Annotated in this window: 21 protein-coding genes and 6 tRNA genes; 5 read left to right on the top strand and 22 right to left on the bottom strand. The window is 45.5% G+C overall.

The window, feature by feature from the left end:
* The first annotated feature begins 67 nt into the window (after nt 1–67).
* Entirely contained in the window at nt 68–1,750 is a 1,683-nt protein-coding gene (gene treC / locus DA100_RS18190; RefSeq protein ID WP_138973417.1) for an alpha,alpha-phosphotrehalase, read from the top strand.
* A 153-nt stretch (nt 1,751–1,903) separates the two neighbouring features.
* Here treC and DA100_RS18185 read toward each other — a convergent pair.
* The 6 genes from DA100_RS18185 to DA100_RS18160 all read right to left on the bottom strand — a co-directional run bounded on the left by DA100_RS18185 (nt 1,904) and on the right by DA100_RS18160 (nt 2,936).
* A tRNA-Tyr gene (locus DA100_RS18185) sits at nt 1,904–1,988 on the bottom strand.
* A 105-nt stretch (nt 1,989–2,093) separates the two neighbouring features.
* Nucleotides 2,094–2,178 (bottom strand) — tRNA-Tyr (locus tag DA100_RS18180).
* A 105-nt stretch (nt 2,179–2,283) separates the two neighbouring features.
* Nucleotides 2,284–2,368 (bottom strand) — tRNA-Tyr (locus DA100_RS18175).
* A 105-nt stretch (nt 2,369–2,473) separates the two neighbouring features.
* A tRNA-Tyr gene (locus DA100_RS18170) sits at nt 2,474–2,558 on the bottom strand.
* A 104-nt stretch (nt 2,559–2,662) separates the two neighbouring features.
* Nucleotides 2,663–2,747 (bottom strand) — tRNA-Tyr (locus DA100_RS18165).
* Between the two features lie 104 nt (nt 2,748–2,851).
* Nucleotides 2,852–2,936 (bottom strand) — tRNA-Tyr (locus DA100_RS18160).
* Nucleotides 2,937–3,220: 284 nt separating this feature from the next.
* Here DA100_RS18160 and DA100_RS18155 point away from each other — a divergent pair.
* Together DA100_RS18155 and vexH are read left to right on the top strand one after the other, a co-directional pair.
* Complete coding sequence (locus tag DA100_RS18155; RefSeq protein ID WP_138973416.1) at nt 3,221–4,291, top strand: efflux RND transporter periplasmic adaptor subunit; 1,071 nt, start codon at nt 3,221–3,223, stop codon at nt 4,289–4,291.
* Entirely contained in the window at nt 4,291–7,413 is a 3,123-nt protein-coding gene (gene vexH, locus DA100_RS18150) for a vibriobactin export RND transporter permease subunit VexH (protein ID WP_138973415.1), read from the top strand. Before DA100_RS18155 ends, vexH begins: the two co-directional genes overlap by 1 nt.
* Before the next feature lie 61 nt (nt 7,414–7,474).
* Here the strand turns inward: vexH and DA100_RS18145 are convergent, their stop codons facing one another.
* Nucleotides 7,475–8,074, bottom strand: coding sequence for a YitT family protein (locus DA100_RS18145; RefSeq protein ID WP_138973414.1), 600 nt, complete (start codon nt 8,072–8,074; stop codon nt 7,475–7,477).
* A 345-nt stretch (nt 8,075–8,419) separates the two neighbouring features.
* Here DA100_RS18145 and glyA point away from each other — a divergent pair, with 345 nt between their 5' ends.
* Entirely contained in the window at nt 8,420–9,670 is a 1,251-nt protein-coding gene (gene glyA / locus DA100_RS18140) for a serine hydroxymethyltransferase (RefSeq protein WP_138973413.1), read from the top strand.
* 149 nt (nt 9,671–9,819) lie between these two features.
* Here the strand turns inward: glyA and DA100_RS18135 are convergent, their stop codons facing one another.
* The 13 genes from DA100_RS18135 to leuS all read right to left on the bottom strand — a co-directional run bounded on the left by DA100_RS18135 (nt 9,820) and on the right by leuS (nt 22,819).
* A complete protein-coding gene (locus DA100_RS18135; protein ID WP_138973412.1) occupies nt 9,820–10,146 on the bottom strand; it encodes a hypothetical protein in 327 nt (108 codons plus the stop codon).
* 133 nt (nt 10,147–10,279) lie between these two features.
* Nucleotides 10,280–11,245, bottom strand: coding sequence for a lipoyl synthase (gene lipA / locus DA100_RS18130; RefSeq protein WP_138973411.1), 966 nt, complete (start codon nt 11,243–11,245; stop codon nt 10,280–10,282).
* 7 nt (nt 11,246–11,252) lie between these two features.
* Nucleotides 11,253–11,918: a lipoyl(octanoyl) transferase LipB gene (gene lipB / locus DA100_RS18125; RefSeq protein WP_138973410.1), complete on the bottom strand. Its 666-nt coding sequence runs from the start codon at nt 11,916–11,918 to the stop codon at nt 11,253–11,255.
* 179 nt (nt 11,919–12,097) lie between these two features.
* The gene (ybeD, locus tag DA100_RS18120; RefSeq protein WP_138973409.1) at nt 12,098–12,376 is read right to left on the bottom strand and encodes a DUF493 family protein YbeD; all 279 of its coding nucleotides are present in this window, start codon (nt 12,374–12,376) and stop codon (nt 12,098–12,100) included.
* A gap of 148 nt (nt 12,377–12,524) precedes the next feature.
* Entirely contained in the window at nt 12,525–13,703 is a 1,179-nt protein-coding gene (locus DA100_RS18115) for a serine hydrolase (RefSeq protein ID WP_138973408.1), read from the bottom strand.
* 90 nt (nt 13,704–13,793) lie between these two features.
* Nucleotides 13,794–14,576, bottom strand: coding sequence for a septal ring lytic transglycosylase RlpA family protein (locus DA100_RS18110; RefSeq protein ID WP_138973407.1), 783 nt, complete (start codon nt 14,574–14,576; stop codon nt 13,794–13,796).
* Nucleotides 14,577–15,698: a rod shape-determining protein RodA gene (gene rodA / locus DA100_RS18105; RefSeq protein ID WP_138973406.1), complete on the bottom strand. Its 1,122-nt coding sequence runs from the start codon at nt 15,696–15,698 to the stop codon at nt 14,577–14,579.
* A 2-nt stretch (nt 15,699–15,700) separates the two neighbouring features.
* Nucleotides 15,701–17,581, bottom strand: a complete 1,881-nt coding sequence (gene mrdA / locus DA100_RS18100) for a penicillin-binding protein 2 (protein WP_138973405.1) — start codon at nt 17,579–17,581, stop codon at nt 15,701–15,703.
* A 6-nt stretch (nt 17,582–17,587) separates the two neighbouring features.
* On the bottom strand, nt 17,588–18,058 hold the full coding sequence (gene rlmH, locus DA100_RS18095; protein ID WP_138973404.1) for a 23S rRNA (pseudouridine(1915)-N(3))-methyltransferase RlmH: 471 nt from the start codon (nt 18,056–18,058) through the stop codon (nt 17,588–17,590).
* 3 nt (nt 18,059–18,061) lie between these two features.
* Nucleotides 18,062–18,379: a ribosome silencing factor gene (gene rsfS, locus DA100_RS18090; protein WP_138973403.1), complete on the bottom strand. Its 318-nt coding sequence runs from the start codon at nt 18,377–18,379 to the stop codon at nt 18,062–18,064.
* 72 nt (nt 18,380–18,451) lie between these two features.
* Nucleotides 18,452–19,465 carry a DNA polymerase III subunit delta gene (gene holA, locus DA100_RS18085; RefSeq protein ID WP_138973402.1) on the bottom strand — a complete coding sequence of 338 codons (1,014 nt, stop codon included), beginning with the start codon at nt 19,463–19,465 and terminating at the stop codon, nt 18,452–18,454.
* Between the two features lie 5 nt (nt 19,466–19,470).
* The gene (gene lptE, locus DA100_RS18080; protein ID WP_138973516.1) at nt 19,471–20,106 is read right to left on the bottom strand and encodes an LPS assembly lipoprotein LptE; all 636 of its coding nucleotides are present in this window, start codon (nt 20,104–20,106) and stop codon (nt 19,471–19,473) included.
* A gap of 139 nt (nt 20,107–20,245) precedes the next feature.
* Nucleotides 20,246–22,819, bottom strand: a complete 2,574-nt coding sequence (gene leuS, locus DA100_RS18075; RefSeq protein ID WP_138973401.1) for a leucine--tRNA ligase — start codon at nt 22,817–22,819, stop codon at nt 20,246–20,248.
* A 189-nt stretch (nt 22,820–23,008) separates the two neighbouring features.
* Between leuS and DA100_RS18070 the strand changes: the two genes are divergently transcribed.
* Nucleotides 23,009–23,479 carry a zinc ribbon-containing protein gene (locus DA100_RS18070; protein WP_138973400.1) on the top strand — a complete coding sequence of 157 codons (471 nt, stop codon included), beginning with the start codon at nt 23,009–23,011 and terminating at the stop codon, nt 23,477–23,479.
* Between the two features lie 299 nt (nt 23,480–23,778).
* Here the strand turns inward: DA100_RS18070 and lnt are convergent, their stop codons facing one another.
* Together lnt and corC are read right to left on the bottom strand one after the other, a co-directional pair.
* Nucleotides 23,779–25,302 (bottom strand): apolipoprotein N-acyltransferase, encoded by a 1,524-nt coding sequence (gene lnt / locus DA100_RS18065; RefSeq protein ID WP_138973399.1) that lies wholly within the window; start codon nt 25,300–25,302, stop codon nt 23,779–23,781.
* Between the two features lie 39 nt (nt 25,303–25,341).
* Nucleotides 25,342–26,241 carry a CNNM family magnesium/cobalt transport protein CorC gene (corC, locus tag DA100_RS18060; protein WP_053441765.1) on the bottom strand — a complete coding sequence of 300 codons (900 nt, stop codon included), beginning with the start codon at nt 26,239–26,241 and terminating at the stop codon, nt 25,342–25,344.
* Nucleotides 26,242–26,303 lie beyond the last annotated feature (62 nt).

The following is a 26,303-nucleotide window of genomic DNA, read 5'->3' as shown; positions in this document are numbered from 1 at the left end:
TTAGGAGCGGGCAGTCACCGCTCCTTTTTTTAAAGATTCAATTTTTATTTGGTAAGTGAGTTTAGAAATGACAGCTATGGCTAAAGATCCAAATTGGTGGAAAACCGCTTCGATCTATCAAATTTATCCCAAAAGTTTCTGTGATAGCGGAAGTAAGGGAACGGGAGATATTCAAGGCATTATTTCTAAGCTCGACTATCTAAAGCGCCTTGGTGTCGATGCAATCTGGCTGACTCCAATTTACCAGTCACCAATGATTGATAATGGCTATGATATTTCGGATTACTACGCCATTAACTCAGACTTTGGCACTATGGCCGATTTTGATCAGTTGCTTGAGCAAGCCCATCAACGTGGTATTCGTATCATTATGGATATCGTCGTGAATCACACCTCAACTGATCACCACTGGTTCCAGTCTGCGTTGGGCGACAAGAACAGCCCATATCGTGACTACTATATTTGGCGAGATCCGGTTGATGGAGAGCGACCAAATAACTGGCAATCAAAATTTGGCGGAAGTGCTTGGGAACTCGATCAACAAACGGGACAGTATTTTCTGCATCTATTTGCTCAGCAGCAAGCCGATCTGAACTGGGAGAACCCTCAGGTTCGTGCTGAAGTCAAACAGGTGATCAGCTTCTGGGCTGAAAAAGGGGTCGATGGCTTCCGTCTTGATGTGATTAACCTGATTTCTAAGCAGCAAGACTTTCCGAACGATGATATTGGTGATGGACGTCGTTTTTACACCGACGGCCCTCGTGTTCATGAATATCTCCGAGAGATCAGTTCAGCGGTATTTCAAAAGTATGGCAGCGTTACCGTTGGTGAGATGTCTTCGACAACACTGGAGCATTGTCAGCAATACTCGTCATTAGATAACAAAGAGTTGTCGATGGTGTTCAACTTCCACCATTTGAAAGCGGATTACCCAAATGGAGAAAAGTGGACCAAGGCGCCTTTTGACTTTATCCAGTTAAAACAAATTTTCAACCACTGGCAAACGGGTCTTAATGGCAAAGGGTGGGGGGCGCTATTCTGGTGTAACCATGACCAACCTCGAGTGGTAAGCCGTTTAGGTAATGATAAACTGTATCGGGTTGAATCCGCAAAAATGTTAGGCGCATCAATACACATGATGCAGGGGACGCCTTATATTTATCAAGGCGAAGAGATTGGAATGACCAATCCTGGCTATACCCGCATTGATCAGTACCGTGATGTTGAAAGTACCAATATGTACGACATTATGGTCAATCAGCAAGGCGTCTCACACGACGATATGATGGCTATTCTGGCACAAAAGTCTCGCGACAATTCCCGCACACCAATGCAGTGGAATGATGATAAGTTTGCTGGTTTCTCCAAAACGACACCGTGGCTAGAAGTGGCAGAAAACTACCGTGAAGTGAATGCCAAGTCGGCCGTAGAGGACGAAAACTCGGTATTTTATTTCTATCACAAGCTGATTGAGTTACGTAAAGAGTGGGATGTGATCACGACAGGTGATTATCTGGACCTTTACCCGAATCATGAAGCGATATTCGGTTATCGACGTCAAAGCCAAACCGCCACTTTGATCTGTCTAAACAACTATTATGGTCAAGAGACAGAGTGTATCTTGCCTGACAACTTCGATGTGTCACGTGCTAGGTACCTGTTGGCTAACTATGCTGAGCTTAGACCGCAGGTAGACAAGGTGCAGAAACTCAGACCTTACGAAACACGTATTATTTTAGTGGAAAGCTAACACCCCCTAGTCGTGTTTGCTTCATCAGATCCTATTGGTTCTGATACTTGCCCCGCATTGTCGGGGCTTTTTTGTTGGACTCTTAATAGATAGAGATGGATGTGACTTTGTAGAGACGAAAAAAACCAGCTCGATGAGCTGGTTTCTTCAATATGGTGGAGGGGGACGGATTCGAACCATCGAAGGCAGTGCCAGCAGATTTACAGTCTGATCCCTTTGGCCACTCGGGAACCCCTCCAGGGTATTTTTATACTTAACTAATGTTTTCCCAACACGTTAATCAAGTGTTTCTCACAGTTTATCCAGAGGTTTATTCACCGTAAGGCTAAGTGTAAGAAGAATATGGTGGAGGGGGACGGATTCGAACCATCGAAGGCAGTGCCAGCAGATTTACAGTCTGATCCCTTTGGCCACTCGGGAACCCCTCCAGGGTATTTTTATACTTAACTAATGTTTTCCCAACACGTTAATCAAGTGTTTCTCACAGTTTATCCAGAGGTTTATTCACCGTAAGGCTAAGTGTAAGAAGAATATGGTGGAGGGGGACGGATTCGAACCATCGAAGGCAGTGCCAGCAGATTTACAGTCTGATCCCTTTGGCCACTCGGGAACCCCTCCAGGGTATTTTTATACTTAACTAATGTTTTCCCAACACGTTAATCAAGTGTTTCTCACAGTTTATCCAGAGGTTTATTCACCGTAAGGCTAAGTGTAAGAAGAATATGGTGGAGGGGGACGGATTCGAACCATCGAAGGCAGTGCCAGCAGATTTACAGTCTGATCCCTTTGGCCACTCGGGAACCCCTCCAGGGTATTTTTATACTTAACTAATGTTTTCCCAACACGTTAATCAAGTGCTTCTTACAGTTTATCCAGAGGTTTATTCACCGAAGGGTAAGTGTAAGAAAAATATGGTGGAGGGGGACGGATTCGAACCATCGAAGGCAGTGCCAGCAGATTTACAGTCTGATCCCTTTGGCCACTCGGGAACCCCTCCAGAGTATTTTTATACTTAACTAATGTTTTCCCAACACGTTAATCAAGTGTTTCTCACAATCTATCCCAAGGTTATTCACCAAAGTCAGATTCCAAGAAGAAATATGGTGGAGGGGGACGGATTCGAACCATCGAAGGCAGTGCCAGCAGATTTACAGTCTGATCCCTTTGGCCACTCGGGAACCCCTCCAGGGTGTTTTCTATTCTCATTAAGGAATAGCTTAAGTAATGTTTTCCCAACACATTGCTCAAGTGCGGAGCGCATCATAGCAAACTCGTAAATGCTGTAAAGACTTTTCTTGTATTTTTGAATTGAATGATGCCTTTTTGGACAAAGGAGCTAGGAAATGAGCATAAAGCTCAAACAATCAACGGCTTCACTTACAGAATATTTCTCGCTCTTTACATTACTTGACGTTCATAATGGACTTTAGCGGATACAATATATCTAGTTTATCTATGCAGAATCTCACTATGAAAAATAAAATTGTTTTGAGTCTTTTGTCTCTGTCTATTCTTACAGCAGCACCACTCTCTTATGCAAAGAGGCAAGGACCTTCGACAGTTACAGTCGTCACTGAGCTTGTTCAAACACACAATGTCTCTCAGTCCCTTGTCTTGGTCGGTAAGTTGGAAGCTGAGCAATCGGTAGAGATCTCTACCGAAGTCGCCGGAAAAGTCGACACTATTGCTGTCAAAGCGAATCAAGCTGTGCGTCAAGGTCAAATGATCATTCAGCTTAATGATGATAAAGCTCGCGCTTCTGTCGCTGAGGCAAAAGCGTATTTGAAAGATGAACAACGTAAGTTGAAAGAATTCGAGCGTCTTGTTAAACGCAATGCCATTACGCAGACAGAGATCGATGCGCAAAAAGCCAGTGTGGAAATTGCTCAGGCTCGCCTAGATGCGGCCAACGCAAACCTTAAAGATCTTCATATTACCTCCCCGTTTGCAGGCACCGTTGGTTTTATCGATTTTAGTCGCGGAAAAATGGTGACGGCAGGCGAGGCGTTACTCACACTGGATAATCTATCCGTGATGCAGTTGGATCTTCAGGTGCCAGAGCGTTACCTGTCACAGCTCTCTGAAGGCATGAAAGTGACGGCGACTACGGCTGCTTGGCAGAATAAAGTGCTTGAGGGACAAGTTGTTGCTATTGACTCTCGTATTAACCAAGAAACGCTTAATCTTAGAGTGCGTATTCACTTTAGTAATCCATCCGAAGAGCTAAAACCCGGCATGCTGGTATCAGCCAATATGGATTTTCCTGCTATAGAAGCGCCAATTATTCCAGTCCAGGCTCTGGAGTATTCGGGCACTAAGCGTTACGTCTATGTTATTGATCAAGACAACAATGCTAAACGAACCGAGGTATTGCTGGGCGCTCGCGTCGACAATTTAGTGGTCATAGAGCAAGGATTATCGATTGGCGACAAAATTGTCGTGCAGGGCATAGTGAATATGCGTGATGGCGTAGTGGTTTCTGAGTTAGGTAGCGATGACCGCCCTAAAGAGAAAGCAAAGCCGCAAGAAGGGGCTAACTAATGCTGCTGTCGGATGTTTCAGTTAAGCGACCCGTTGCCGCGGTTGTTTTAAGTTTGTTGTTGTGCGTTTTCGGTATTGTTTCCTTTAATAAGCTGGCCGTACGAGAAATGCCGGACATTGAAAGTCCTGTTGTCTCTATTAGTACTCGTTACGAAGGTGCTTCGGCGACCATTATTGAAAGCCAGATAACCTCAGTATTAGAAGACCAACTGTCGGGTATCAGTGGTATTGATGAGATATCGTCGACAACCCGCAACAGTATGTCGCGTATTACCATCACTTTTGATCTTGGTTATGACCTTAATACGGGCGTAAGTGATGTTCGTGATGCCGTTGCCCGTGCGCAGCGTTCACTACCCGATGAAGCGGATGATCCCGTTGTGTTCAAAAACAACGGTTCAGGTGAAGCTTCACTCTATATCAACCTCAGTTCTTCTGAGATGGATAGAACTCAGTTAACGGACTACGTTGAACGCGTATTGATTGACAGGTTCAGTCTTATCTCAGGTGTCAGCTCTGTCGATATCTCGGGTGGCTTATACAAAGTTATGTACGTCAAGTTGAAGCCAGAACAGATGGCAGGCCGAGGCGTAACCACTTCTGATATTACTTCCGCTCTTCGTAGTGAGAATATTGAAAGCCCTGGAGGTGAAGTGCGTAACGATCAGATTGTGATGTCGGTACGTACGGCTCGTAGTTATAACAAGGCAGAAGATTTTGAGTATCTGGTGGTCAAGCGCGCATCAGATAACACACCTATCTACCTAAAAGATGTTGCTGATGTCTACATAGGTGCAGAAAACGAGAACTCGACTTTTAAGAGTGATGGTGTGGTTAACGTCAGTATGGGGATTGTGCCGCAGTCAGATGCCAACCCACTAGAAGTGGCGGACTTAGTTCATCAAGAAGTTGAAAACATCCAGAAGTTTCTACCGCAAGGCACTCGTTTAGCGATCGATTATGATTCGACAGTGTTCATTGAACGCTCGATTGCAGAAGTGTACAGCACCTTGTTTATTACCGGTGGTTTAGTCATCTTAGTGCTCTACATCTTTATTGGTCAGGCAAGGGCGACCCTTATCCCTGCGGTAACCGTTCCTGTCTCTTTGATTTCATCGTTTATCGCGGCTTACTATTTTGGTTTCTCGATTAACTTGATTACCTTGATGGCGTTGATTCTATCGATTGGTCTGGTTGTCGATGATGCTATCGTTGTTGTAGAGAACATTTTCCATCATATCGAAAATGGTGAAAAGCCATTGCTTGCGGCATACAAAGGGACCCGCGAAGTGGGTTTTGCGGTTATAGCTACCACGTTGGTTTTGGTTATGGTGTTCCTGCCTATCTCTTTTATGGACGGCATGGTAGGTCTGCTATTTACTGAGTTTTCTGTTTTGCTTGCGATGTCGGTGATTTTTTCTTCGCTCATCGCATTGACGTTGACACCTGTTTTGGGAAGTAAACTGCTTAAAGCGAACGTCAAACCGAATCGATTTAATCTGTTTATTGACCAAATATTTGGTCGTTTGGAGTTGCTATACCGTCGAGTATTGAAAGGGGCATTGAAATGGCAATGGGCTGCACCGCTGATTATTGTCTCCTGTATCGGTGGCAGCTGGGGGCTGATGCAACAAGTACCTGCACAGTTAACACCCTCTGAGGACCGTGGCGTAATTTTTGCGTTTGTTCGTGGTGCCGATGCGACCAGTTACAATCGCATGGCGGCAAATATGGACATTGTCGAAGACAGACTAATGCCTCTGCTTGGGCAAGGTTTTCTGAAGTCTTTCAGTATCCAATCGCCTGCGTTTGGTGGCAATGCGGGGGATCAGACCGGCTTCGTTATTATGATTCTGGAAGATTGGAATGATCGCCAAGTCACAGCACAGCAGGCGTTAGGTGAAGTGCGTAAGGCGTTGGCTGGCATGGCGGATGTGCGCGTGTTCCCATTTATGCCAGGATTTAGAGGGGGGTCAAGTGAACCTGTTCAATTCGTACTTGGCGGTTCAGATTACAGTGAACTGAAAACCTGGGCGGAGAAATTGGAGCAGATCGCGGAAGACTCTCCGTATATGGAAGGCAGCGACATTAACTACTCTGAGAAAACACCTGAGCTGGTGGTGAGCGTAGACAAACAGCGTGCGGCTGAACTAGGGATCAGCGTACAAGACATTTCCGATACTTTGGAGATCATGCTGGGCGGTAAGAGCGAGACGACCTTTGTCGAACGAGGTGAAGAGTATGATGTTTATCTGCGTGGTGATGAAAATAGCTTTAACAATGCGTCAGACTTGAGCCAAATCTACATGCGTACATCATCAGGCGAACTTGTTACGCTTGATGCGGTAACGAAGATTGAAGAAGTGGCTTCGTCGATTCGACTCTCTCACTACAACAAGCAAAAAGCGGTCACGATAACAGCGAACTTATCGGACGGTTACACTCTTGGTGAGGCGCTCGATTTCCTTGACCAGCAAGCGATTGAACTACTACCTAGTGATATTTCAGTTAGCTATTCTGGGGAATCGAAAGATTACAAAGAGAACCAATCGAGCATTCTATTGGTGTTTGCGTTAGCACTTTTAGTCGCTTATCTGGTACTGGCCGCGCAGTTTGAAAGCTTTATAAACCCATTGGTGGTGATGTTTACGGTTCCTATGGGGGTATTCGGTGGTTTTCTTGGTCTATTTCTGATGGGGCAGGGAATGAATATCTACAGCCAGATCGGAATGATTATGCTTATCGGCATGGTCACTAAGAACGGTATTTTGATTGTAGAGTTCGCTAACCAACTGCGTGACCGTGGGATTGAGTTCGAAAAAGCGATTCTTGATGCCTCTGCGCGTCGTTTACGCCCGATTATGATGACCGCATTCACCACATTAGCGGGAGCGATACCGTTGATTCTCTCGACGGGTGCTGGTTATGAGAGCCGTGTTGCGGTAGGGACAGTGATATTCTTCGGTATGGGCTTTGCGACCTTTGTTACCTTGTTTGTCATTCCTGCAATGTATCGTCTGATTTCGCAAGGCACACAATCACCTGGTCATGTTGAGGCTGAACTGAATAAAGAGTTAAGCCATGATGTGAAAGCGAGAAGCTCACATGGTGAATTGAACTAAATAACGCAATAAGCCCGCGAGTGATCGCGGGCTTAATTGTATTTGTAGTAGAAGTTAACGACTAACCGTAAGTCACCGAGTAGCGAGTTGGTTTGTGGTTCATTGCTAAGACAAGATTTAGAGCGACAGCCCCGAGAATCGATAAACCAATCACTTCTGGAGAGACAAAAAAGAACGAAGCAAAAAGAATCGCACAATCTATAGCCAGCTGAAACTTACCCACTGAAATGCCGAATTTGTCCTGAATGAACAGGCACAACACATTGAAGCCCCCCAAACTCGAACGATGGCGAAAAAGAATCAGCATCCCTAATCCCATCAAAAGGCCTCCAGCGATCGCGCAGTAGACTTGATTGATGGTCTCTAGACTGATGACTAAATAGAGGTGATCAGTAATCAGTGACACAAGAGCACCAGAAATCGCACTATTAATTGCAAATCGAGTACCGAAACGCTTCCATGCTAATAAATAGAATGGACAGTTGGCAATAAAGTACAGAGTGCCGAGTGAAAAGTGGGTCATCTGGCTGGCTAAAAGTGCCAGTCCTGCTGTGCCTCCAGTCAACAGTGATGCTGATTGGAGGAAAAAGAAGCCTTGGGCGACTAAAAAGGTGCCGGTCAAAATTGCGACCCAATCTTCTCGTCTTGAGTGTTTTTCCATCAATTTGAAATTTAACAAGTAAATAATGGCGTGCATACTATTTAAAAAAATAGGATTTCGGTAGCTTGAGAGTGAAATTTAAGGTAAACCTATGTAATTATCGTTTTACGGGGTGTAAAGGATGGAATTGACACTTAGCTGGCGAAATGTTCGGATAAGTGCTCAACATGAGATTCCCTGTAAAGCATTATGAAAAAACTGCATGAGAAAAACTGAAATTTTCTCTTTATGACAAAGATCAAATTATGTAGAATGCGCGTCATTAGCTTGATGCAAACGTTTGCGTGAGTGTCAAAGGTCGGTTTTTTTGCAATTTAAAGTCTCAATCTGAGTCAGGAGATACAGATGCTAAAGCGTGATATGAACATCGCAGATTACGATGCGGAACTGTTCGCAGCAATTCAAGAAGAAACTCTTCGCCAGGAAGAACACATTGAACTTATTGCTTCAGAAAACTACACAAGTCCACGTGTAATGGAAGCTCAAGGTTCTCAGCTTACAAATAAGTACGCTGAAGGTTACCCAGGCAAGCGCTACTACGGTGGCTGTGAGTACGTTGATAAAGCTGAATCTCTGGCAATTGATCGTGCATGTCAGCTATTTGGCTGTGAATACGCAAACGTACAGCCTCACTCAGGCTCACAGGCAAACAGTGCTGTTTACATGGCTCTACTTAACCCTGGTGATACTGTTCTTGGTATGAGCTTAGCGCACGGTGGTCACCTTACACACGGTTCTCCAGTCAACTTCTCTGGTAAACACTACAACGTTATTCCTTACGGTATCGACGAAGCTGGTCAAATCAACTACGACGAAATGGAAGCACTTGCTCTAGAACACAAACCGAAGATGATCATCGGTGGTTTCTCTGCTTACTCACAGATCGTAGATTGGGCTCGCATGCGTCAAATCGCAGATAAAGCAGGCGCGTACCTATTTGTCGATATGGCTCACGTTGCGGGTCTAATCGCAGCGGGCGTATACCCAACGCCTGTACCACACGCTCACGTTGTCACTACAACAACTCACAAAACGCTAGCAGGTCCACGTGGTGGTCTTATCTTGTCTAACGCGGGTGAAGAGATGTACAAAAAACTCAACTCAGCTGTCTTCCCTGGTGGTCAAGGTGGCCCGTTAATGCATGTTATCGCTGGTAAAGCGGTTGCATTCAAAGAAGCGATGGAGCCAGAGTTTAAAGAGTACCAAGCTCGCGTAGTTAAAAACGCGAAAGCAATGGTTGCTCAGTTCCAAGAGCGCGGCTACAAGATCGTTTCTAACGGTACTGAAAACCACCTATTCCTTGTTGACCTAATTGACAAAGATATTACAGGTAAAGATGCAGATGCAGCACTAGGTGCAGCAAACATTACAGTTAACAAGAACTCTGTACCAAATGACCCTCGTAGCCCGTTTGTCACGTCTGGTATCCGTGTTGGTTCTCCTGCAATCACTCGTCGTGGTTTCACTGAAGAAGACGCAAAAGAGCTAGCAAACTGGATGTGTGATGTTTTAGATAACATCGGTAATGAGGAAGTTATCGCAGCAACGAAAGCGAAGGTGCTCGATATCTGTAAGCGTCTACCAGTTTACGCATAATGGTTCTGCCTGGCTTGGTCTATTTTGTTGTCAAAGGTGCTCATTTACTAGCGTAAACTCCCACCTTTTCCTCGAGCTAGAACCAATACAGTGAGAAAACAAAAAGGGCCGATGTTGTCACATCGGCCCTTTTTACTGTTCATTTCCCGTTACTTAGGTAGGCTAAGAAGAGTGCCAGACTTACATTTGAACGAGTAATACTTACTGCTTTCGTTGAATTTACCTAAGCCTTCACCGTCACAGTAGTCGATATTAATGTCACGCATCGTTTCCAGCGTGCTTTCATTCGTCAGTGCGAATTTAGAACCGTCAGAGCAAACAATGCGTACGCGACCGTCATCACTCACTGAGTAGATATCCACTTCGGTATTGCAAAGCTCAAATGAAGCTTCTCGAAAATTGTCTTGCTCGGTATTTGAAGCACAGCCAGCAGACAGGGCCGCCAGAGTCATTGCCGCTAGTCCAAACTTTTTCATACTAGTTCCTTGGAATACGCTTAGTAGTAATGGTTGTAGGTTAAGCCTACCGAAGTGTGGTGATTCATTCAACAACCGATAACAAAAAGGGTCGACTTATTATGTCGACCCTTGCAACAAAAGATGGTTTGATTTAGCTAACTTCTACACCTTGAGCTTGAAGATCCGCATGGTACGAAGAGCGCACAAATGGTCCACATGCTGCATGTGTGAAACCAAGCTCTAGAGCAATTTCTTTTAACTCATCAAACTCTGATGGTGGCACATAGCGTTCAACAGGTAAATGGTGGCGGCTTGGTGCAAGGTATTGACCCAATGTCAGCATAGTGACACCGTGTGCACGAAGGTCTTTAAGAACCTCAATGATCTCTTCTTTCGTCTCACCAAGACCCATCATCAAACCAGACTTAGTTGGAATGCTAGGATGCTGTTCTTTGAATTTTTTCAATAACTCCAGTGACCACTTGTAGTTCGCTCCTGGACGCGCTTTACGATAAAGGCGAGGTGCTGTTTCAAGGTTGTGGTTGAAGACATCTGGCGGGTTATCTTTAAGCAGTTCAAGGGCGATATCCATGCGACCACGGAAATCAGGAACCAAGGTTTCAATCTTGATGTTAGGGTTGAGAGCACGAATTTCACGGTTACAGTCTGCAAAATGCTGAGCGCCGCCATCACGAAGATCATCGCGGTCTACCGATGTGATCACTACATACTTCAGCTTCATGTCTTGAATAGTCTTCGCCAGTTTTTGTGGTTCATCATTTTCTGGGGCGAGTGGACGTCCATGGGCAACGTCACAAAATGGGCAACGACGAGTACAGATTGCACCAAGGATCATGAAAGTTGCTGTTCCGTGGTTAAAACATTCTGCTAGGTTTGGACACGAAGCTTCTTCACAAACGGAGTGCAGGTTGTTTTTACGCATTGCAGATTTGATATCTTGGATACGTTGGCTGTCAGAAGGCAGTTTGATCTTCATCCATTCTGGCTTACGAAGAACTTCTTTCTGCTCGGTAGGCATGTTCTTTACCGGGATCAGAGCCATTTTGTCAGCGTCGCGGTACTTAACGCCTTTTTCCATTTGGATTGGTTTACTCATGCTTCTCTTACTTCTCGTTGTTGCTTGCCGATTTTGCGGCTGTATCTAGTTCTACGTGGTCATAACCAAGTAAAGTCACCAGTTCTTCGACTAGCTTTGTCTCAACTTGAGCGATATCGTCAGGTCCATCTAATTGGCTGACTTGTACCATCTCCATACCTGCATAACCACATGGGTTGATGCGTAGGAAAGGTGACAAGTCCATGTTGACGTTTAGTGCCAAGCCGTGGAATGAACAACCTTTACGAATTCTAAGCCCTAAGGAACAAATCTTTTTGCCATCGACGTAGACACCAGGAGCATCAGGTCGAGCAGCGGATTCGATATTGTATGCTTTTAGAGTGTTGATTACGAGGTTCTCGATATGTGTAACGAGTTCTCTAACACCTAGCTTTTTACGACGAAGGTTGATAAGAAAATAAGCGACCAGTTGTCCGGGGCCATGGTAGGTGACTTGCCCACCACGATCGCTTTGAACGACCGGAATATCCCCTGTGTTCAACAGGTGTTCAGCTTTGCCGGCTTGTCCTTGTGTGAAGACAGGGTTGTGTTCGACAAGCCATACTTCATCAGGCGTTTCTTCTGTTCGATTATCAGTGAAATCGTGCATCGCTTGCCAGATAGGCTTATAGTCCTGTCTACCAAGATGTTTCACAACAAGCTGGTTTTGCATTCCGCTCTTCCATCGTCGGTTAGTAAAGTGGAAAGATTATAAACTGCTTCTGGTTATTGAACTATATGCCAGTAACACATTTTTAACCCTAGAGTTTTTGTAGGATATTTATCTAATTGATATCTAAAAAGAAAGCAGCTTTCGCTGCTTTCAATAAAATTTGAGTGTATTCAAATTTTTTATAGCACCATGCGCACGATGTCAATCTCACCAAGCTCTTTATACAGCGTTTCAACCTGTTCAATCGAGGTTGCAGTGATGTTGATTGATACCGAGTGGTAATTCCCCTTAGCACTTGGTTTTACTGTTGGGCTGTAATCACCTGGAGCATGGCGTTGGATGACTTCAAGAACCTTTTCTGGTAGCTCTGGCTTAGCGTAGCCCATTACCTTGTATGTGAAAGAACAAGGAAACTCAAGCAGGTCTCTCAATTTTGCATCTGAGTTAATGTTCAGCATGTTGAAACTCCAAGTTGGAAAGTCGTTATTCGCAGCGCGGAATAGTACTGTCTATCTGAGATGAACTCAAGACGTGGCTCACGCTAGTCACTACTGAGATAAATAAAAAAAGCCGCTAACGGCGGCTTTTTTTTGCTAAGTACATAGATTACAAGAAGCTTTTGAACAGCATGACAATGTAATCCCATAGGCGGCTGAATAGGCTACCTTGTTCTACGTCTTCAAGAGCAAGTAGTGGGTACTCGGCAATATCTTCACCTTCTAGTTGATAGTATAGCTTACCAACTACGTCACCCTTCATTATTGGGGCTTCAAGCTCTTTTTCAAGGATAAAGCTAGCTTTGAGATTTTTCGCTTGTCCACGAGGTAAAGTCACATAGGTGTCTTGATCCAACCCAAGTGCCACAGTGTCTTTATTACCCATCCAGATTTTTTCTTCTACGAACGTTTCACCTGCTTTGTGAGGCGCGACGGTTTCGAAGAAGCGGAAGCCGTAGCTGAGTAACTTCTTACTTTCTGATTTACGAGCGTTAGCATCTTTAGTCCCCATCACGACGGCAACAAGGCGCATTTTCCCCTCTGTTGCAGAGCTTACTAAGCTGTAACCAGCATTGCTTGTGTGGCCCGTTTTAATACCATCAACGTTCATGCTTTTATCCCAAAGCAGGCCGTTACGGTTGTACTGAGTAATGCCGTTGTAGGTGAATTTTTTCTCAGAGTAGATACGGTATTCTTCCGGTACGTCGCGAATAAGCGCAGTACCAAGTAGTGCCATATCGTAAGGTGTCGAGTAAAGATTCGCGTTGTCTAGGCCATGAACGTTGGCGAAGTGTGTGTCCTTCATGCCAATTGTGTCAGCCCATGCGTTCATTAGGTCAACAAATGCATCTTCAGATCCGGCAATATGTTCAGCCATAGCAACACAAGCATCATTGCCAGACTGGATAATGATTCCTCGGTTGAGGTCTTCTACTTTTACGGTAGTGCCAACTTCGATGAACATTTTCGATGAATCAGGGAAGTTTTTTGCCCAAGCGTTTTTGCTGATGGTGACATCGTCTTGCAGTGAGATGTTACCGCGTTCCAACTCTTGACCAATAACATAGCTGGTCATCATTTTCGTTAAGCTTGCTGGAGAGAGTTTTGTATTCATCTCTTTTTCAGCTAAAACTTTACCTGAATGATAATCCATCAAAACGTAGCCTTTAGCGGCGATTTGAGGCGCGTCTGGCATCACAATTGGTGATGCGAAGGCAGAAGATGCGATGGTTGCAGAAAGCGCAATAGAAGACGCAAAAACTGATTTAATTAGCGTTGTTTTTTTCATATTGACTACAGGTTTATTGTTAACTGTCCATATCTTAACAGAATCAATCTCTCAAACCAGTATAGGAATAGGGGTACACTGGATTGAGGACTAGTGGGATTTAATGAAAGCACTGGTATAACCCAGTTCTTTCACTCTTTCTAGTGCTTTTTGGCTCGACATATAGTCGTCGAAAGGGCCCAAAAAGACGCGGTGTACATTACTACTCGAGTTGACGTAGCTTTTCACCGATAGCTTTTGACTTAAATCTCGCGCTAAAGTTTCAACGCGATCTTGATATTGTGAAGAGGCTACCTGAACGGCAAACTTAGTCAGGGAGTCCTGTTTATTGGTTTGCGTTGGTTTATCGACCGTAATGACTTCGATGGCGACGTTGGCAGTACCGGTTTTAATCACATCTAATTTCGTTGCAGCTGCATAGCTCAGGTCAATGATACGGCCTGGGTGAAATGGACCACGGTCGTTGACGCGAACGATCGCTGTCTTTCCATTGTCTTTGTTTGTGACTTTGACATAACTAGGGATCGGCAACTCTTTGTGGGCAGCTGACATGGAATACATATCATAGACTTCGCCATTGGAAGTTAAGTGACCGTGAAATTTTTTACCATACCACGAAGCAATGCCTTCCTGTTTGAAGCCTTTAGGCTCTTTAATGATGGTGTAGCTATTGCCTCTTAGCGTGTAGTTACTGTTACCTCCTAAGCTATAGGATTCGTATTGTGGAGTAGCATCTTCAATATGATCGACTGAAATTGGTGCATCTGGCGCAATGTCATCATCAATGGTGTAGCGTTTTGATGGTGCTGAAGAGCAGCCTGCCAAAATAGTACAAGTTGCAACAAGAGTAAGCAGTAGTCGCTTGTTTATCATTTAAATTGCCTTCGAAAATGCTTTTCTATGAGTGTGAATTGACATCAGTATCCCGAAACCAGCCATTAGAGTTACCATGGATGTACCACCATAACTGATTAAAGGAAGCGGTACGCCAACAACAGGTAAAATTCCACTCACCATGCCAATATTTACGAAGACGTAAACGAAAAAGCTGAGAACGATACTACCCGCCATCATTCGACCGAATGCGGTTTGTGCTTTGCTGGCTAACACCAAGCCTCGACCAATAATAAACAGGTACAAGCCTAATAGGATAAGAATACCAATCAGTCCCCACTCTTCGGCAATGACGGCAAAAATGAAGTCAGTATGACGTTCAGGCAAAAACTCCAATTGTGATTGGGTACCTTGCAGCCATCCTTTCCCTGATATGCCTCCTGAGCCGATAGCGATTTTACTTTGAATAATGTGATATCCCGCACCAAGTGGGTCAGACTCAGGGTTAAATAGCGTTCTCACCCGTACCTTTTGATACTCTCGCATCAGGAAGAACCATAAAATAGGCAAAAAGGCACCTAGGCCACAGGCGGCTGCAAAAATGATTCTCCAACTTATACCGGCGAGAAAGATAACGAAAATGCCTGATGCGGCAATTAGAATTGAGGTACCCAAATCAGGTTGCTTAGCAATCAGAATTGTCGGGACAAACACCATGACCAATGACATGACCAGAGTCTGGAATGTTGGCGGAAGAGGGCGTTTACCAATATAACGAGCCACCATCAGAGGCACTGCGAGTTTAAGCAGTTCAGATGGCTGGAAGCGAATAAACCCCAAGTTTAACCAGCGCTGAGCTCCCTTAGAGGCTTCACCGAAAAAGAGCACGCCTAGTAGTAGCACCACACCACCAGCAAACATGATCGGTGCCATCGCCTCATAAGTGCGTGGTGGAATTTGTGCGAGAAGTAACATAACGCCAAGGGAGAGAGCCATTCTCATTGCTTGACGATCCATCATGGCTAAACTTTGTCCGCTAGCGCTGTACATGACGACAAGGCCGAATCCCATCAGGACCAGAATTCCTAGTAACAAAGGTAGATCGAGGTGGAAGCGTTCAAACAGAACTCGGTTTTGACCCGTTGCTGGATTCAAATCCATGATTAGTTCGCCTCTTTGTTTTCCACGAGTACGTGGTCAAATATCTTTCTTACCACTGGGCCACCCTGAGAAGAGCCACCCCCAGCATTTTCTAATACGATTGTGACAATCACCTTTGGATTGTCAATCGGAGCAAACCCAGTGAAGAGCGCATGGTCGCGAAGGTGTTCCGCAATTTCATCTGCGTTGTACTCTTCATCCTCACCTAGCCCAAACACCTGCGCTGTCCCGGATTTACCCGCACTGACATACGGTGTCTTAGTGAACGCTCGACGAGCGGTTCCCTTGTTACCATGGTTAACCAGTCGCATGCCTTCAATGGCCATGTCCCAGTAACGAGGTTTGACACCAGCGATTGGTGGATAAGTTTCAATATCGGATAACTGTTGTTTTTCAAACATTTCACCATTGTTGATAGTGGCTCTTAGTAGGTGAGGAGCGACCACCTCCCCGCGTTTTACGAGTACCGATGTTGCCTTAGCAAGTTGCATTGGGGTCGATGTCCAGTACCCTTGTCCAATACCGACAGGAATAGTGTCACCCTGATACCAAGGCGTTCGATGTCGTGCCATTTTCCATTCACGGGTTGGCATGTTGGCTTTACTTTCTTCGTAAATATCAATGCCAGTGTAGTCACCGAATCCGAACATCATCATCCAACTCGATATGCGATCAATCCCCATATCGTAAGCGATTTGATAGAAAAAGGTATCAACAGATTCTTCAATCGACTGAACAATATCTACTTTGCCGTGGCCCCAGCGTAACCAATCGCGGAACGGCTTTGTTTTAGAGTTCGGAATCTTCCAGTACCCAGGATCATTTCTAGTGGTATAAGGGGTAACCACGCCTTCTTGCAACGCCGCCACGGCCATAAATGGTTTGATGGTTGAAGCGGGTGGATATATTCCGAGTGTTGCTCGATTCACCAAGGGACGGTTTTTGTCGTTAAGTAATGAGCTGTATGCCTGTCCTGAAATGCCATGAACGAAAGCATTGGGGTCGTAACTTGGACTGGACACCATCGCTAATACGCCGTTGTCTTCAGGATCGAGAACGACCGCGCTGCCGCGACGCCCATCAAGCAACTTATGAACATAGAGCTGAAGGTCAATATCTAGGTTAAGTACAATGTCTTTGCCCGGAACCGGAGGTACATACTTAAGTGTACGAATGACGCGGCCACGACTGTTAACCTCGACTTCCTGATAACCCGCCGTACCATGCAGCATATCTTCGTAATAGCGTTCAATGCCGAGTTTACCGATATCACGTGTGGCCTGGTAGTTGGCATCTTTCTCTTCACGAACTAGACGTTGCATGTCACGGTCATTGATACGCGACACATAACCAATAACGTGAGTCAGCACTTCACCATAAGGGTAGTGACGTTTGAGCGCGGCATTAACCGATACGCCAGGAAAGTTATGTTGGTTGACCGAAAATTTGGCGACTTGCTCTGGTGTCAGTTGGTTTAAGATCGGAACAGATTTAAAGCGTCGAGTTTGTCGGCGTTCTTTTTGAAAACGCTCTACTTGCTCTGGAGTAATGGTTAAGATTTTTTGCAGACGAGCAATGGTATCATCCATATCTTTGATCATTTCCGGCGTCAGTTCGAGGCTGAACACTGGGCGGTTTTCCGCTAGCAGTTTACCGTTACGGTCGTAGATTAAGCCGCGGTTAGGCGCGATAGGGACAACTTTAATTCGGTTGTCATTAGAGCGGGTTTTGTAATCTTGGTATTGGTTAATCTGGATGTTGTACAGGTTGGTTACCAAGATGCCCAGCATAGCGACAATACCGATGAAAGCGACGATAGCGCGGCTTTTAAATAGTCGCGCTTCTTCATGGTAATCCCTTATTAGGGTACGCTTCCTTAACATTGATGGTTATTCTCGATGATATGGGTGGTTAGCAGTAATGCTCCACGCTCTATACAGGCTTTCTGCCATTACAATGCGCACCAGTGGGTGTGGTAGTGTTAGTGCTGATAGTGACCAGCTCTGGTCAGCGGCTGCTTTGCATGCCGGTGCTAGACCTTCTGGGCCACCGATCAGAATAGACACGTCTCTGGCATCAAGTTTCCAATGCTCTAGTTGTTCAGCTAATTGTGGTGTATCCCACTTTTTGCCAGGAATATCGAGAGTAACAATTCGGTTGCCTTTTGGCACTGCTGCAAGCATCGCTTCGCCCTCTTTTTGCAAGATTCTTGCAATGTCGGCGTTTTTGCCACGTTTTCCGGCTGGAATTTCAACCAGTTCAAGCGGCATGTCGTGTGGAAAACGACGACGATACTCTTGAAAGCCCTCTTCAACCCATCTCGGCATTTTAGTGCCAACGGCTATTAGCTGTAATTTCATCGCTTAGCCCCAAAGCTTTTCAAGTTGGTAAAGCTCGCGTTGCTCTTCCTGCATAACATGGATAATCGTTGTTCCCATATCAAGTACAACCCATTCACCTTCAGCTTCGCCATCGATACCTAGTGGAATAATACCAGCTAGTTTAGATTCTTTTGCGACGTGTTCAGCAATAGAGGCAACATGGCGTTTTGACGTGCCAGTACAAACGATCATGTAATCTGTAATGCTTGATTTACCCTGAACATCAATAGTTTTAATGTCTTGAGCTTTCATATCATCAACTTTGTCGACTAGAAATTCGTTTAACTGTTCAAGTTGCAAGGTTTTTTCCTCGTTATTTAATCGATTGACACTTGGTAGTGTGTTTTGGGGCGGCGAAGTATACCACGCTTTTTATAGCTTAACTTGAGGTAAGCAAATCTCAGTACTCAACTGGTGTAATAGTGGCCAGCTAGATTGTTCGTACTGAGTTTTTATTGTCCTCTCAGCCTGTGCCAATAACTGCAGAAGTTGCATCAGTCTCACTGGTGTCAATCGGTTTAGAGCCGCAGAGTAAAGAGGACGCTTCGACTGCCAAATTCTGTATTTCTCAAACACTTGTCCGATAGGCAGTGTTTGTAGAAGCTGAGACATTGTCAGTAGCTGTGTGAGTTCCTTTTGTACTGTGCGGGCTAGGATGACGGTTTCTACACCTTCAGCTTCCAGTTGGCGAAGGATGCGCTGAGAACGCTTAGCCTTGCCCGCCAATAGGGCGTCTATCCAATGAAACGCAGTAAAATGGTTGTGACGGCTAAGGGACTCTTCTAACCGAATAAGATTAAGTACGCCATCTGGATAGAGCAGAGCCAGTTTTTCCAAACTCTGAGTTAGTGCAAACAAGTTACCTTCGTGCCATTGAGCCAGCATTTGAACTGCTTCAGGGTCCGGCTTAAGACCAAGAGCGCGGCAACGGATTTGAACAAACTGAGGTAGGCGCTGGATATCTGGCGTGAGGCAGTTTATCAGGCAGCCCGTTCCTGAGAGAGCTTTAAACCACTTGGCACTCTCTTGGGCCTTGGTCAGCTTGCTTCCAATTAGAACCAGAATGACATCGCTATGGAGTAAATCTGATACTGATAGCAGCTCTTTTGCTATGCCGGCGTTAACACCTGCTTCAGGGAGCTCAAGTTCAATAATCTGTCTGGCCGAAAACAGGCTCATAGCCTGACAGCAGTCATAGACCAGATTCCAGTCAAACGAGCTATCAATTGCAAATCTGTGTCTTTCTTCGAAACCTTGCTGGTGGGCGGCTTTTTGGATCGCTTGACGAGATTCTTGCAGGAGTAGCGGCTCGTTGCCGAAAATTAAGTAGGTCGGGTGGAGCTGTTTAGCTAACTGCTCCACCAGTCGATCGGCGAAAACTCGCATACAGGTTACTGGTTCTCAGAAGTAGTCGTGACGCCTTCCTGAGGCTCATCAGTAGTGAACGTCTTGATTCGGTACTGTTCCTCTTCTGCTTTGAGCTGAGCCTGTTGCTCTTCTTCACTCAACATAGTGCCTGATTCAATATTGGTTTTCAGGCGAGCCATCTGACGAATGATCTGTGACGCTGCGAGTTTACGCATTTCATCTTCGATCATGTCGCGTTCTACCGATTTCGCTAAAGCTGTCAGTGGGTTATCTAAGTAGCTGCGCGTTACGCTAGTAGAAAACGTTTTGGAACCTAGCTCTGGAATAGTCACACGGTAAGAGGTACGGAATGTCAGCTCTTTTTCGGCTGCACGGGTGTTTTGGTATAGCGAGAGCGTACGTTCACCGACGCCTTCGCTAATTAGGTGCAAATTCGGAACATCTGCCGCAGGAGAAACCAATTTAATTTCACTCATACGCAGTTGGCCTTTCATCATACGCGTGAAGTTGCTGTACTGGTCATAACTGGTCAGTGACATCGTATCAAGCTCTTCAGGGATTGAGTAGTCACCGCGTAGGTGGAAACCACAAGCAGATAAAAGGCTTGCAGCAAGAACAACCGCAGATAGCTTTACAGAACGAGTTGAAATGAGTCGCATGACTTGAGGAAACATAGGTTGATGGCTCTCGATTATTGGAATACTTATCTTATAGCTCTGAGAATTCTGGTTAGTCAAAACTCTAAGATAAATAAAACAGGGTAGGTGGCTACCCTGTTTATGACGTTATTAGAACAGATTAGTTCGCAACGATGTTTAGAAGTTTACCTGGTACGTAAATAACTTTACGTACCGTTTTATCTTCAGTGAACTTAGTCACATTCTCATCGTTTAGGCCCAGTTGTTCAATCTCGTCTTTAGAGATATCTGCCGGTACTGTTAGCTTCGCACGTAGTTTGCCGTTAACTTGAACAACGATGGTTTTCTCATCTTCAACGAGTGCTTTTTCGTCAAACGTTGGCCATACCGCGTTATCGATATCTGATTCACCTAGCGCAACCCATAGTTCGTATGAGATGTGCGGAGTGATTGGGTAAAGCATTGCGACAACCGCTTTTAACGCTTCATCAAGGATCGCACGGTCTTGCGCTGATTCTTGAGGTGCTTTCGCTAGCTTGTTCATCAGTTCCATAATCGCAGCGATTGCTGTGTTGAATGTTTGACGACGAGCGATATCGTCAGTCACTTTAGCGATAGTCTTGTGAACATCACGACGTAGTGCTTTCTGGTCGCCAGACAGAGCTGAAGTATCAACGCCTTCTGCTGCGCCTTTCGATGCGTGCTCTTTAACCAGTTTCCAGACACGTTTCAGGAAGCGGTTAGCACCTTCAACGCCTGATTCTTGCCACTCAAGAGTCATATCTGCTGGAGAGGCAAACATCATAAATAGGCGTACTGTGTCAGCGCCGTACTTGTCTACCATCTCTTGTGGGTCGATACCGTTGTTCTTCGACTTAGACATCTTGATCATGCCTGAGTGCTCAACGTCACGGCCTTGGTCGTCTTTTGCAGAAGTGATTCGGCCTTTGCCATCGCGCTCTACGGTTACGTCTGTCGGTGCAACCCACTCTTTACCGCCTTTTTCGTTCTCAAAGTAGAACGCATCTGCCAGTACCATGCCTTGACATAGAAGCTGTTTGAACGGCTCGTCAGACGTTACGTAACCCGCGTCACGTAGCAGCTTATGGAAAAAGCGAGAGTACAGTAGGTGCATACAAGCGTGCTCGATACCACCGATGTATTGGTCTACTGGTAGCCAGTAGTTTGCTTTTTCTGGATCTAAGATGTCATCAGCTTGCGGAGAACAGTAACGTGCGTAGTACCAAGATGATTCCATAAAGGTATCAAATGTATCGGTTTCGCGCAGTGCTGGTTCACCGTTGAACGTGGTCTTCGCCCACTCTTTATCTGCTTTGATCGGACTCGTGACACCGTCCATTACCACATCTTCAGGAAGAATCACTGGTAGTTGGTCTGCTGGCACTGGATGAACTTGGCCATCTTCCGTTGTGACCATTGGGATTGGAGCTCCCCAGTAACGCTGACGAGAAACACCCCAGTCACGTAGACGGAAGTTAACTGTTTTAGTGCCTTTACCTTCAGCTTCTAGTTTTGCTGCAATGGCATCAAATGCTGCTTGGAATTCAAGACCGTCAAATTCGCCTGAATCGAACAGCACACCTTTCTCAGTGTACGCTTCTTCAGAGATGTTTAGCTCGCTGTCGTCAGCTGGCTTGATTACAGGAATGATATCCAGGCCGTACTTAGTTGCGAACTCGAAATCACGTTGGTCGTGTGCAGGTACTGCCATTACAGCGCCTGTACCGTAATCCATCAGTACGAAGTTAGCTACGTATACTGGTACTTCACGGCCGTTCAATGGGTGAATAGCAGTAAGGCCAGTTGCCATACCTTTCTTCTCCATTGTCGCAAGCTCAGCTTCAGCTACTTTGTTGTTCTTACACTCGTCGATGAACGCTGCAAGCTCAGGGTTGCTCTCTGCTGCTACTGCTGCAAGAGGGTGACCTGCTGCGATACCCACGTAAGTCACACCCATTAGTGTGTCTGGACGTGTTGTGTAAACTTCTAGGTCTTGTTGACCTTTCACTTCAAACTTAAGCTCAACACCCTCAGAGCGACCAATCCAGTTGCGCTGCATGGTTTTAACCATTTCAGGCCAACCGTCTAGGTTGTCTAGATCGTCTAGTAGCTCTTGAGCGTATTCAGTGATCTTGATGAACCACTGAGGGATCTCTTTTTGTTCTACAGGTGTGTCACAACGCCAGCAACAGCCGTCTTCAACCTGCTCGTTAGCTAGAACCGTCTGGTCGTTTGGACACCAGTTAACTGAAGACGTTTTTTTGTAAATTAAGCCTTTATTGTAAAGCTTAGTGAAGAATTCCTGTTCCCAACGGTAGTACTCTGGTGTACAGGTTGCAAACTCACGATTCCAGTCGTAACCAAAGCCTAGAAGTTTAAGCTGGTTCTTCATGTACTCAATGTTTTCGTAAGTCCAAGGCGCTGGTGCCGTGTTGTTTTTAACGGCTGCATTTTCTGCAGGTAAACCAAACGCATCCCAACCGATTGGTTGCATTACGTTTTTACCTTGAAGGCGTTGGAAACGAGATACCACATCACCGATAGTGTAGTTACGCACGTGACCCATGTGCAGTCGGCCACTTGGGTATGGGAACATAGAGAGACAGTAGAATTTTTCTTTGTTTGGGTCTTCACTTACAACAAAGGTCTTGTTGTTATCCCAGTGCTGTTGAACTTTTTGTTCAATATCTTGCGGGTTATATTGTTCTTGCATCGATGATATCCGGTTATCTTGGAATTTGTGAGTTCGGTTAGAACAGACATTAATAGATCGTCATAGAATACCTAAAGGAGAGGGGCACAACAATAGCCAATACCCACTCAAATCACGTAAAGATGGTGATGTTTAATGCCTTAACTGGGCTTTATGAATGTGCACCACTGAATCGAAAGGAGGTTAGCGATGGCAAAACGCAAAGCAGGTTACGAGGAGATGTTTGAAGATGTTGTCGAAGCTCTAAAGCATAGTCCTGATGAAGTTAACCACGTTTTAGAAACCTCTGGTAAGGTCGTCGATGCCGCGAATGACTTAACCAAAGATGAGTTAGCACTTGTGTCTGCATATGTTAAGTCAGATTTAAAAGAGTTTGCTGACAATTATGAAGACTCAAAAAGTGGTCCATTTTATATCATGATTGCCGACTCCATCTGGCAAGGGCTACTTGATATTACGGATAGAACGAAAGTCGAGTGGGTCGAGTTATTTCAGGATCTAGAGCACCAAGGTCTATATCAGGCGGGCGAAGTGATTGGTTTGGGTATGCTTGTCTGTGATGAGTGTGGTCATAAAACACAATACACTCACCCCACCGTTATTATTCCTTGCACGCACTGTGGCCATAAAGGGTTTAGTCGACAGGCATTGAAACCGTAAAAAGAGCGGGCTGCGCCCTGCGAGATACTAGAACGCTTCGCTTCGAGAATCGAGACCGCATTTCGCGCTGCGCGAGAGGTGGATGTTAGTAGTAAGTAGAAGTAAGCTTTGTCCATAAGGTGTTGACAGAACGACTCCTTACCAAGCCATAATTTTCTCGATTCTCAAAAAAGGGTTGATGCTTTCACACCAACCCTTCAAGCTTTTTCTAGAGACTAGAGACTAGAGACTAGAGACTAGAGACTAGAGACTAGAGACTAGAGACTAGAGACTAGAGACTAGAGACTAGAGACTAGAGACTAGAGACTAGAGACTCCCTTCCTCATTCTCCACCCAATCACCAGACTTAATCCAACCCAGATATACAGCGGCCAGGTGCCAAGGTTTCGGTAGGGTGTTTCGCCCTTTGTCGCAGGAACTTCAGCGCGCAGCACTGCCGTTTCAAATTGTGGCACTTGCGCAGTGATATGACCGCGATAATCAGTCACAGCAGTGATGCCATTGTTTGTTGCACGAATCACCGGCTTACCTAACTCTAGAGCTCGCATACGGGCAATCTCCATGTGCTGGAGTGGGCCGATAGAGCGACCAAACCAAGCGTCATTTGAAAGCGTTAAAATAAAATCTGTATCGTCATCGACATTTTGCCTGACTTGCTCGTTGAAGATAATCTCGTAACACAATGCAGGAGCCATCTGCTTACCATTGGCATCAATATTCGGTTGGATAAAATCTCCTCGGCTGAAGGAAGACATGGGTAAGTTGAAGAATGGAGCAAGCGGTCTCAGGATGCTCTCAAATGGTACGAACTCCCCAAATGGTAGCAGGTGATGTTTGTGGTAACGCTGGTTCATATCGTAACGATAATCACCATAAGGCGTTTGACCTACAGTGAGAATGCTATTGTAGAACTTCTTGTCTTCACCTTGGTTGACAATTCCAGTAATGACCGCGCTGTTGTTCATACGAGCTGCGGCATCGAGATTGCTTAGAAATGAGGAGATCTCGAATTCAAAAGCAGGTATTGCCGCTTCAGGCCAAATGATGATATCTGCATCCCAGTTTTCTCGGGTCAGATCGGTGTACTTCATAATGGTTGGCCAGCGTTCGCTAGGCTTCCACTTTAGCTCTTGAGGAATATTACCTTGAATAAGAGCGACCTTAGTGGTTTTCTCGGGCTTAGGTGTCACCCACTGGGCCGATTGCAATCCGTAGCCAGTCATGACGATAACGGCTGGGATCACTAGGTGCAGCCATTGTCGGTTTAGCGCTGAGTAGGCAATAGCGCCAGCACTCACTACCACGAGTAAAGTAAGTAGCTCAACACCACCAATTGGGGCAAAGTTAGCCAGTGGACTTTCGATTTGACTGTAACCCAACCATAACCAAGGAAAACCAGTCATCACCCAGCCGCGTAGCCAGTCAAAAATGAGCCACAGAGCCGGTGCTGCTAATAAATAACGAGTACGATTACCGTTAGGGAAGAAACGATTCAGGCTCCAAGAAAAGAGCGCAGAGTAAATGGCAAGGTAGCCGATAAGCAGTGACATTAAAAACACACTGGCTATCTTTGGCATGCCACCGAAATTATCAATGCTGACGTGCACCCAACTGACGCCAGTTGCAAATTGACCTAGGCCCCAAGCATAACCAATCCAAAGCGCGCGCTTAGCGGATTGCTGGTGGATAAGTAAAAGCAGCAGAGCAGGGCTGATAAAAGCGATAGGCCATAGCTCGTAAGGAGCAAAGGCAAGTGTCGTGGATGCGCCAACAAAAACGGCCGCGAGCGGCCGTTTGAGGCGATGAAAAAAGGAATTGATCATCGGTATTATTTCTTTTTGTTCCCGCTAGGGAGCGTAGCGTTACTCTTCGGTAGAGTCCGTAATGAGCTCTTCGTCAGGGATGGTCACTTGTAGCTGTAACACACGACGGTTGTCAGCAGAGGTAACTTTGAAGTTATACCCTTCAATTTCGACTACTTCACCGCGTGATGGCAGATGACCAAACGCAGTCATTACCATGCCACCTACAGTATCGACCTCTTCATCACTAAATGATGTGTTGAAGGTGTCATTGAACTCTTCGATTGTCGTCAGAGCTTTTACTGCAAATGTGTGTTTGCTCAGTTTACGAATATCCAGTTCTTCTTCGTCGTCGAATTCGTCTTCGATTTCACCAACGATTTCTTCCAGAATATCCTCGATAGTTACAAGGCCAGAAACCCCGCCAAACTCATCGACAACGATAGACATGTGATAGCGTTCTTCTCGGAACTCTTTCAGTAGGCGGTCTACGCGCTTACTTTCAGGAACAACTACCGCAGGGCGGATAACTTGTTCTATATCAAATGGTTCGCTGCCAGAGCCTAAGTATTTAAGTAAGTCCTTCGCAAGCAGAATGCCTTCTACATGGTCTTTATCTTCACTGATTACTGGGTAGCGAGAGTGCTGAGCATCAGTGATGAGGTTAATTAGAGTGTCTAAATCGTCACTACGATCAACCGTAACCATTTGCGAACGCGGTAACATGATGTCACGCACACGCATTTCAGAGATCTCCATAACACCTTCTAGCATGTCGCGGGTGTCGTGGTCGATCAGGTCATTTTCTTCAGAGTCGCGGAACACTTCCACAAGCTCTTGGCGATCTTTTGGTTCACCTTGAAAAATTTGCCCTAGGCGTCCGAAGAAGGACTTTCTACTCGGACCTTCAGATTTTTCTTTCTTACCTTCTAGAGAAGAGGGCGAATTGTCTTCGTTCATTGTTTCTCATTTAAGTAACGCTATCAGATGTGTGATAGCTCACGTCAGTAGTGCTAAGTAAG

The sequence above is a fragment of the Vibrio sp. Hep-1b-8 genome, from assembly GCF_006124995.1.
Lineage (GTDB): Bacteria > Pseudomonadota > Gammaproteobacteria > Enterobacterales > Vibrionaceae > Vibrio.
This window is presented reverse-complemented; position numbering and strand designations above follow the sequence as displayed.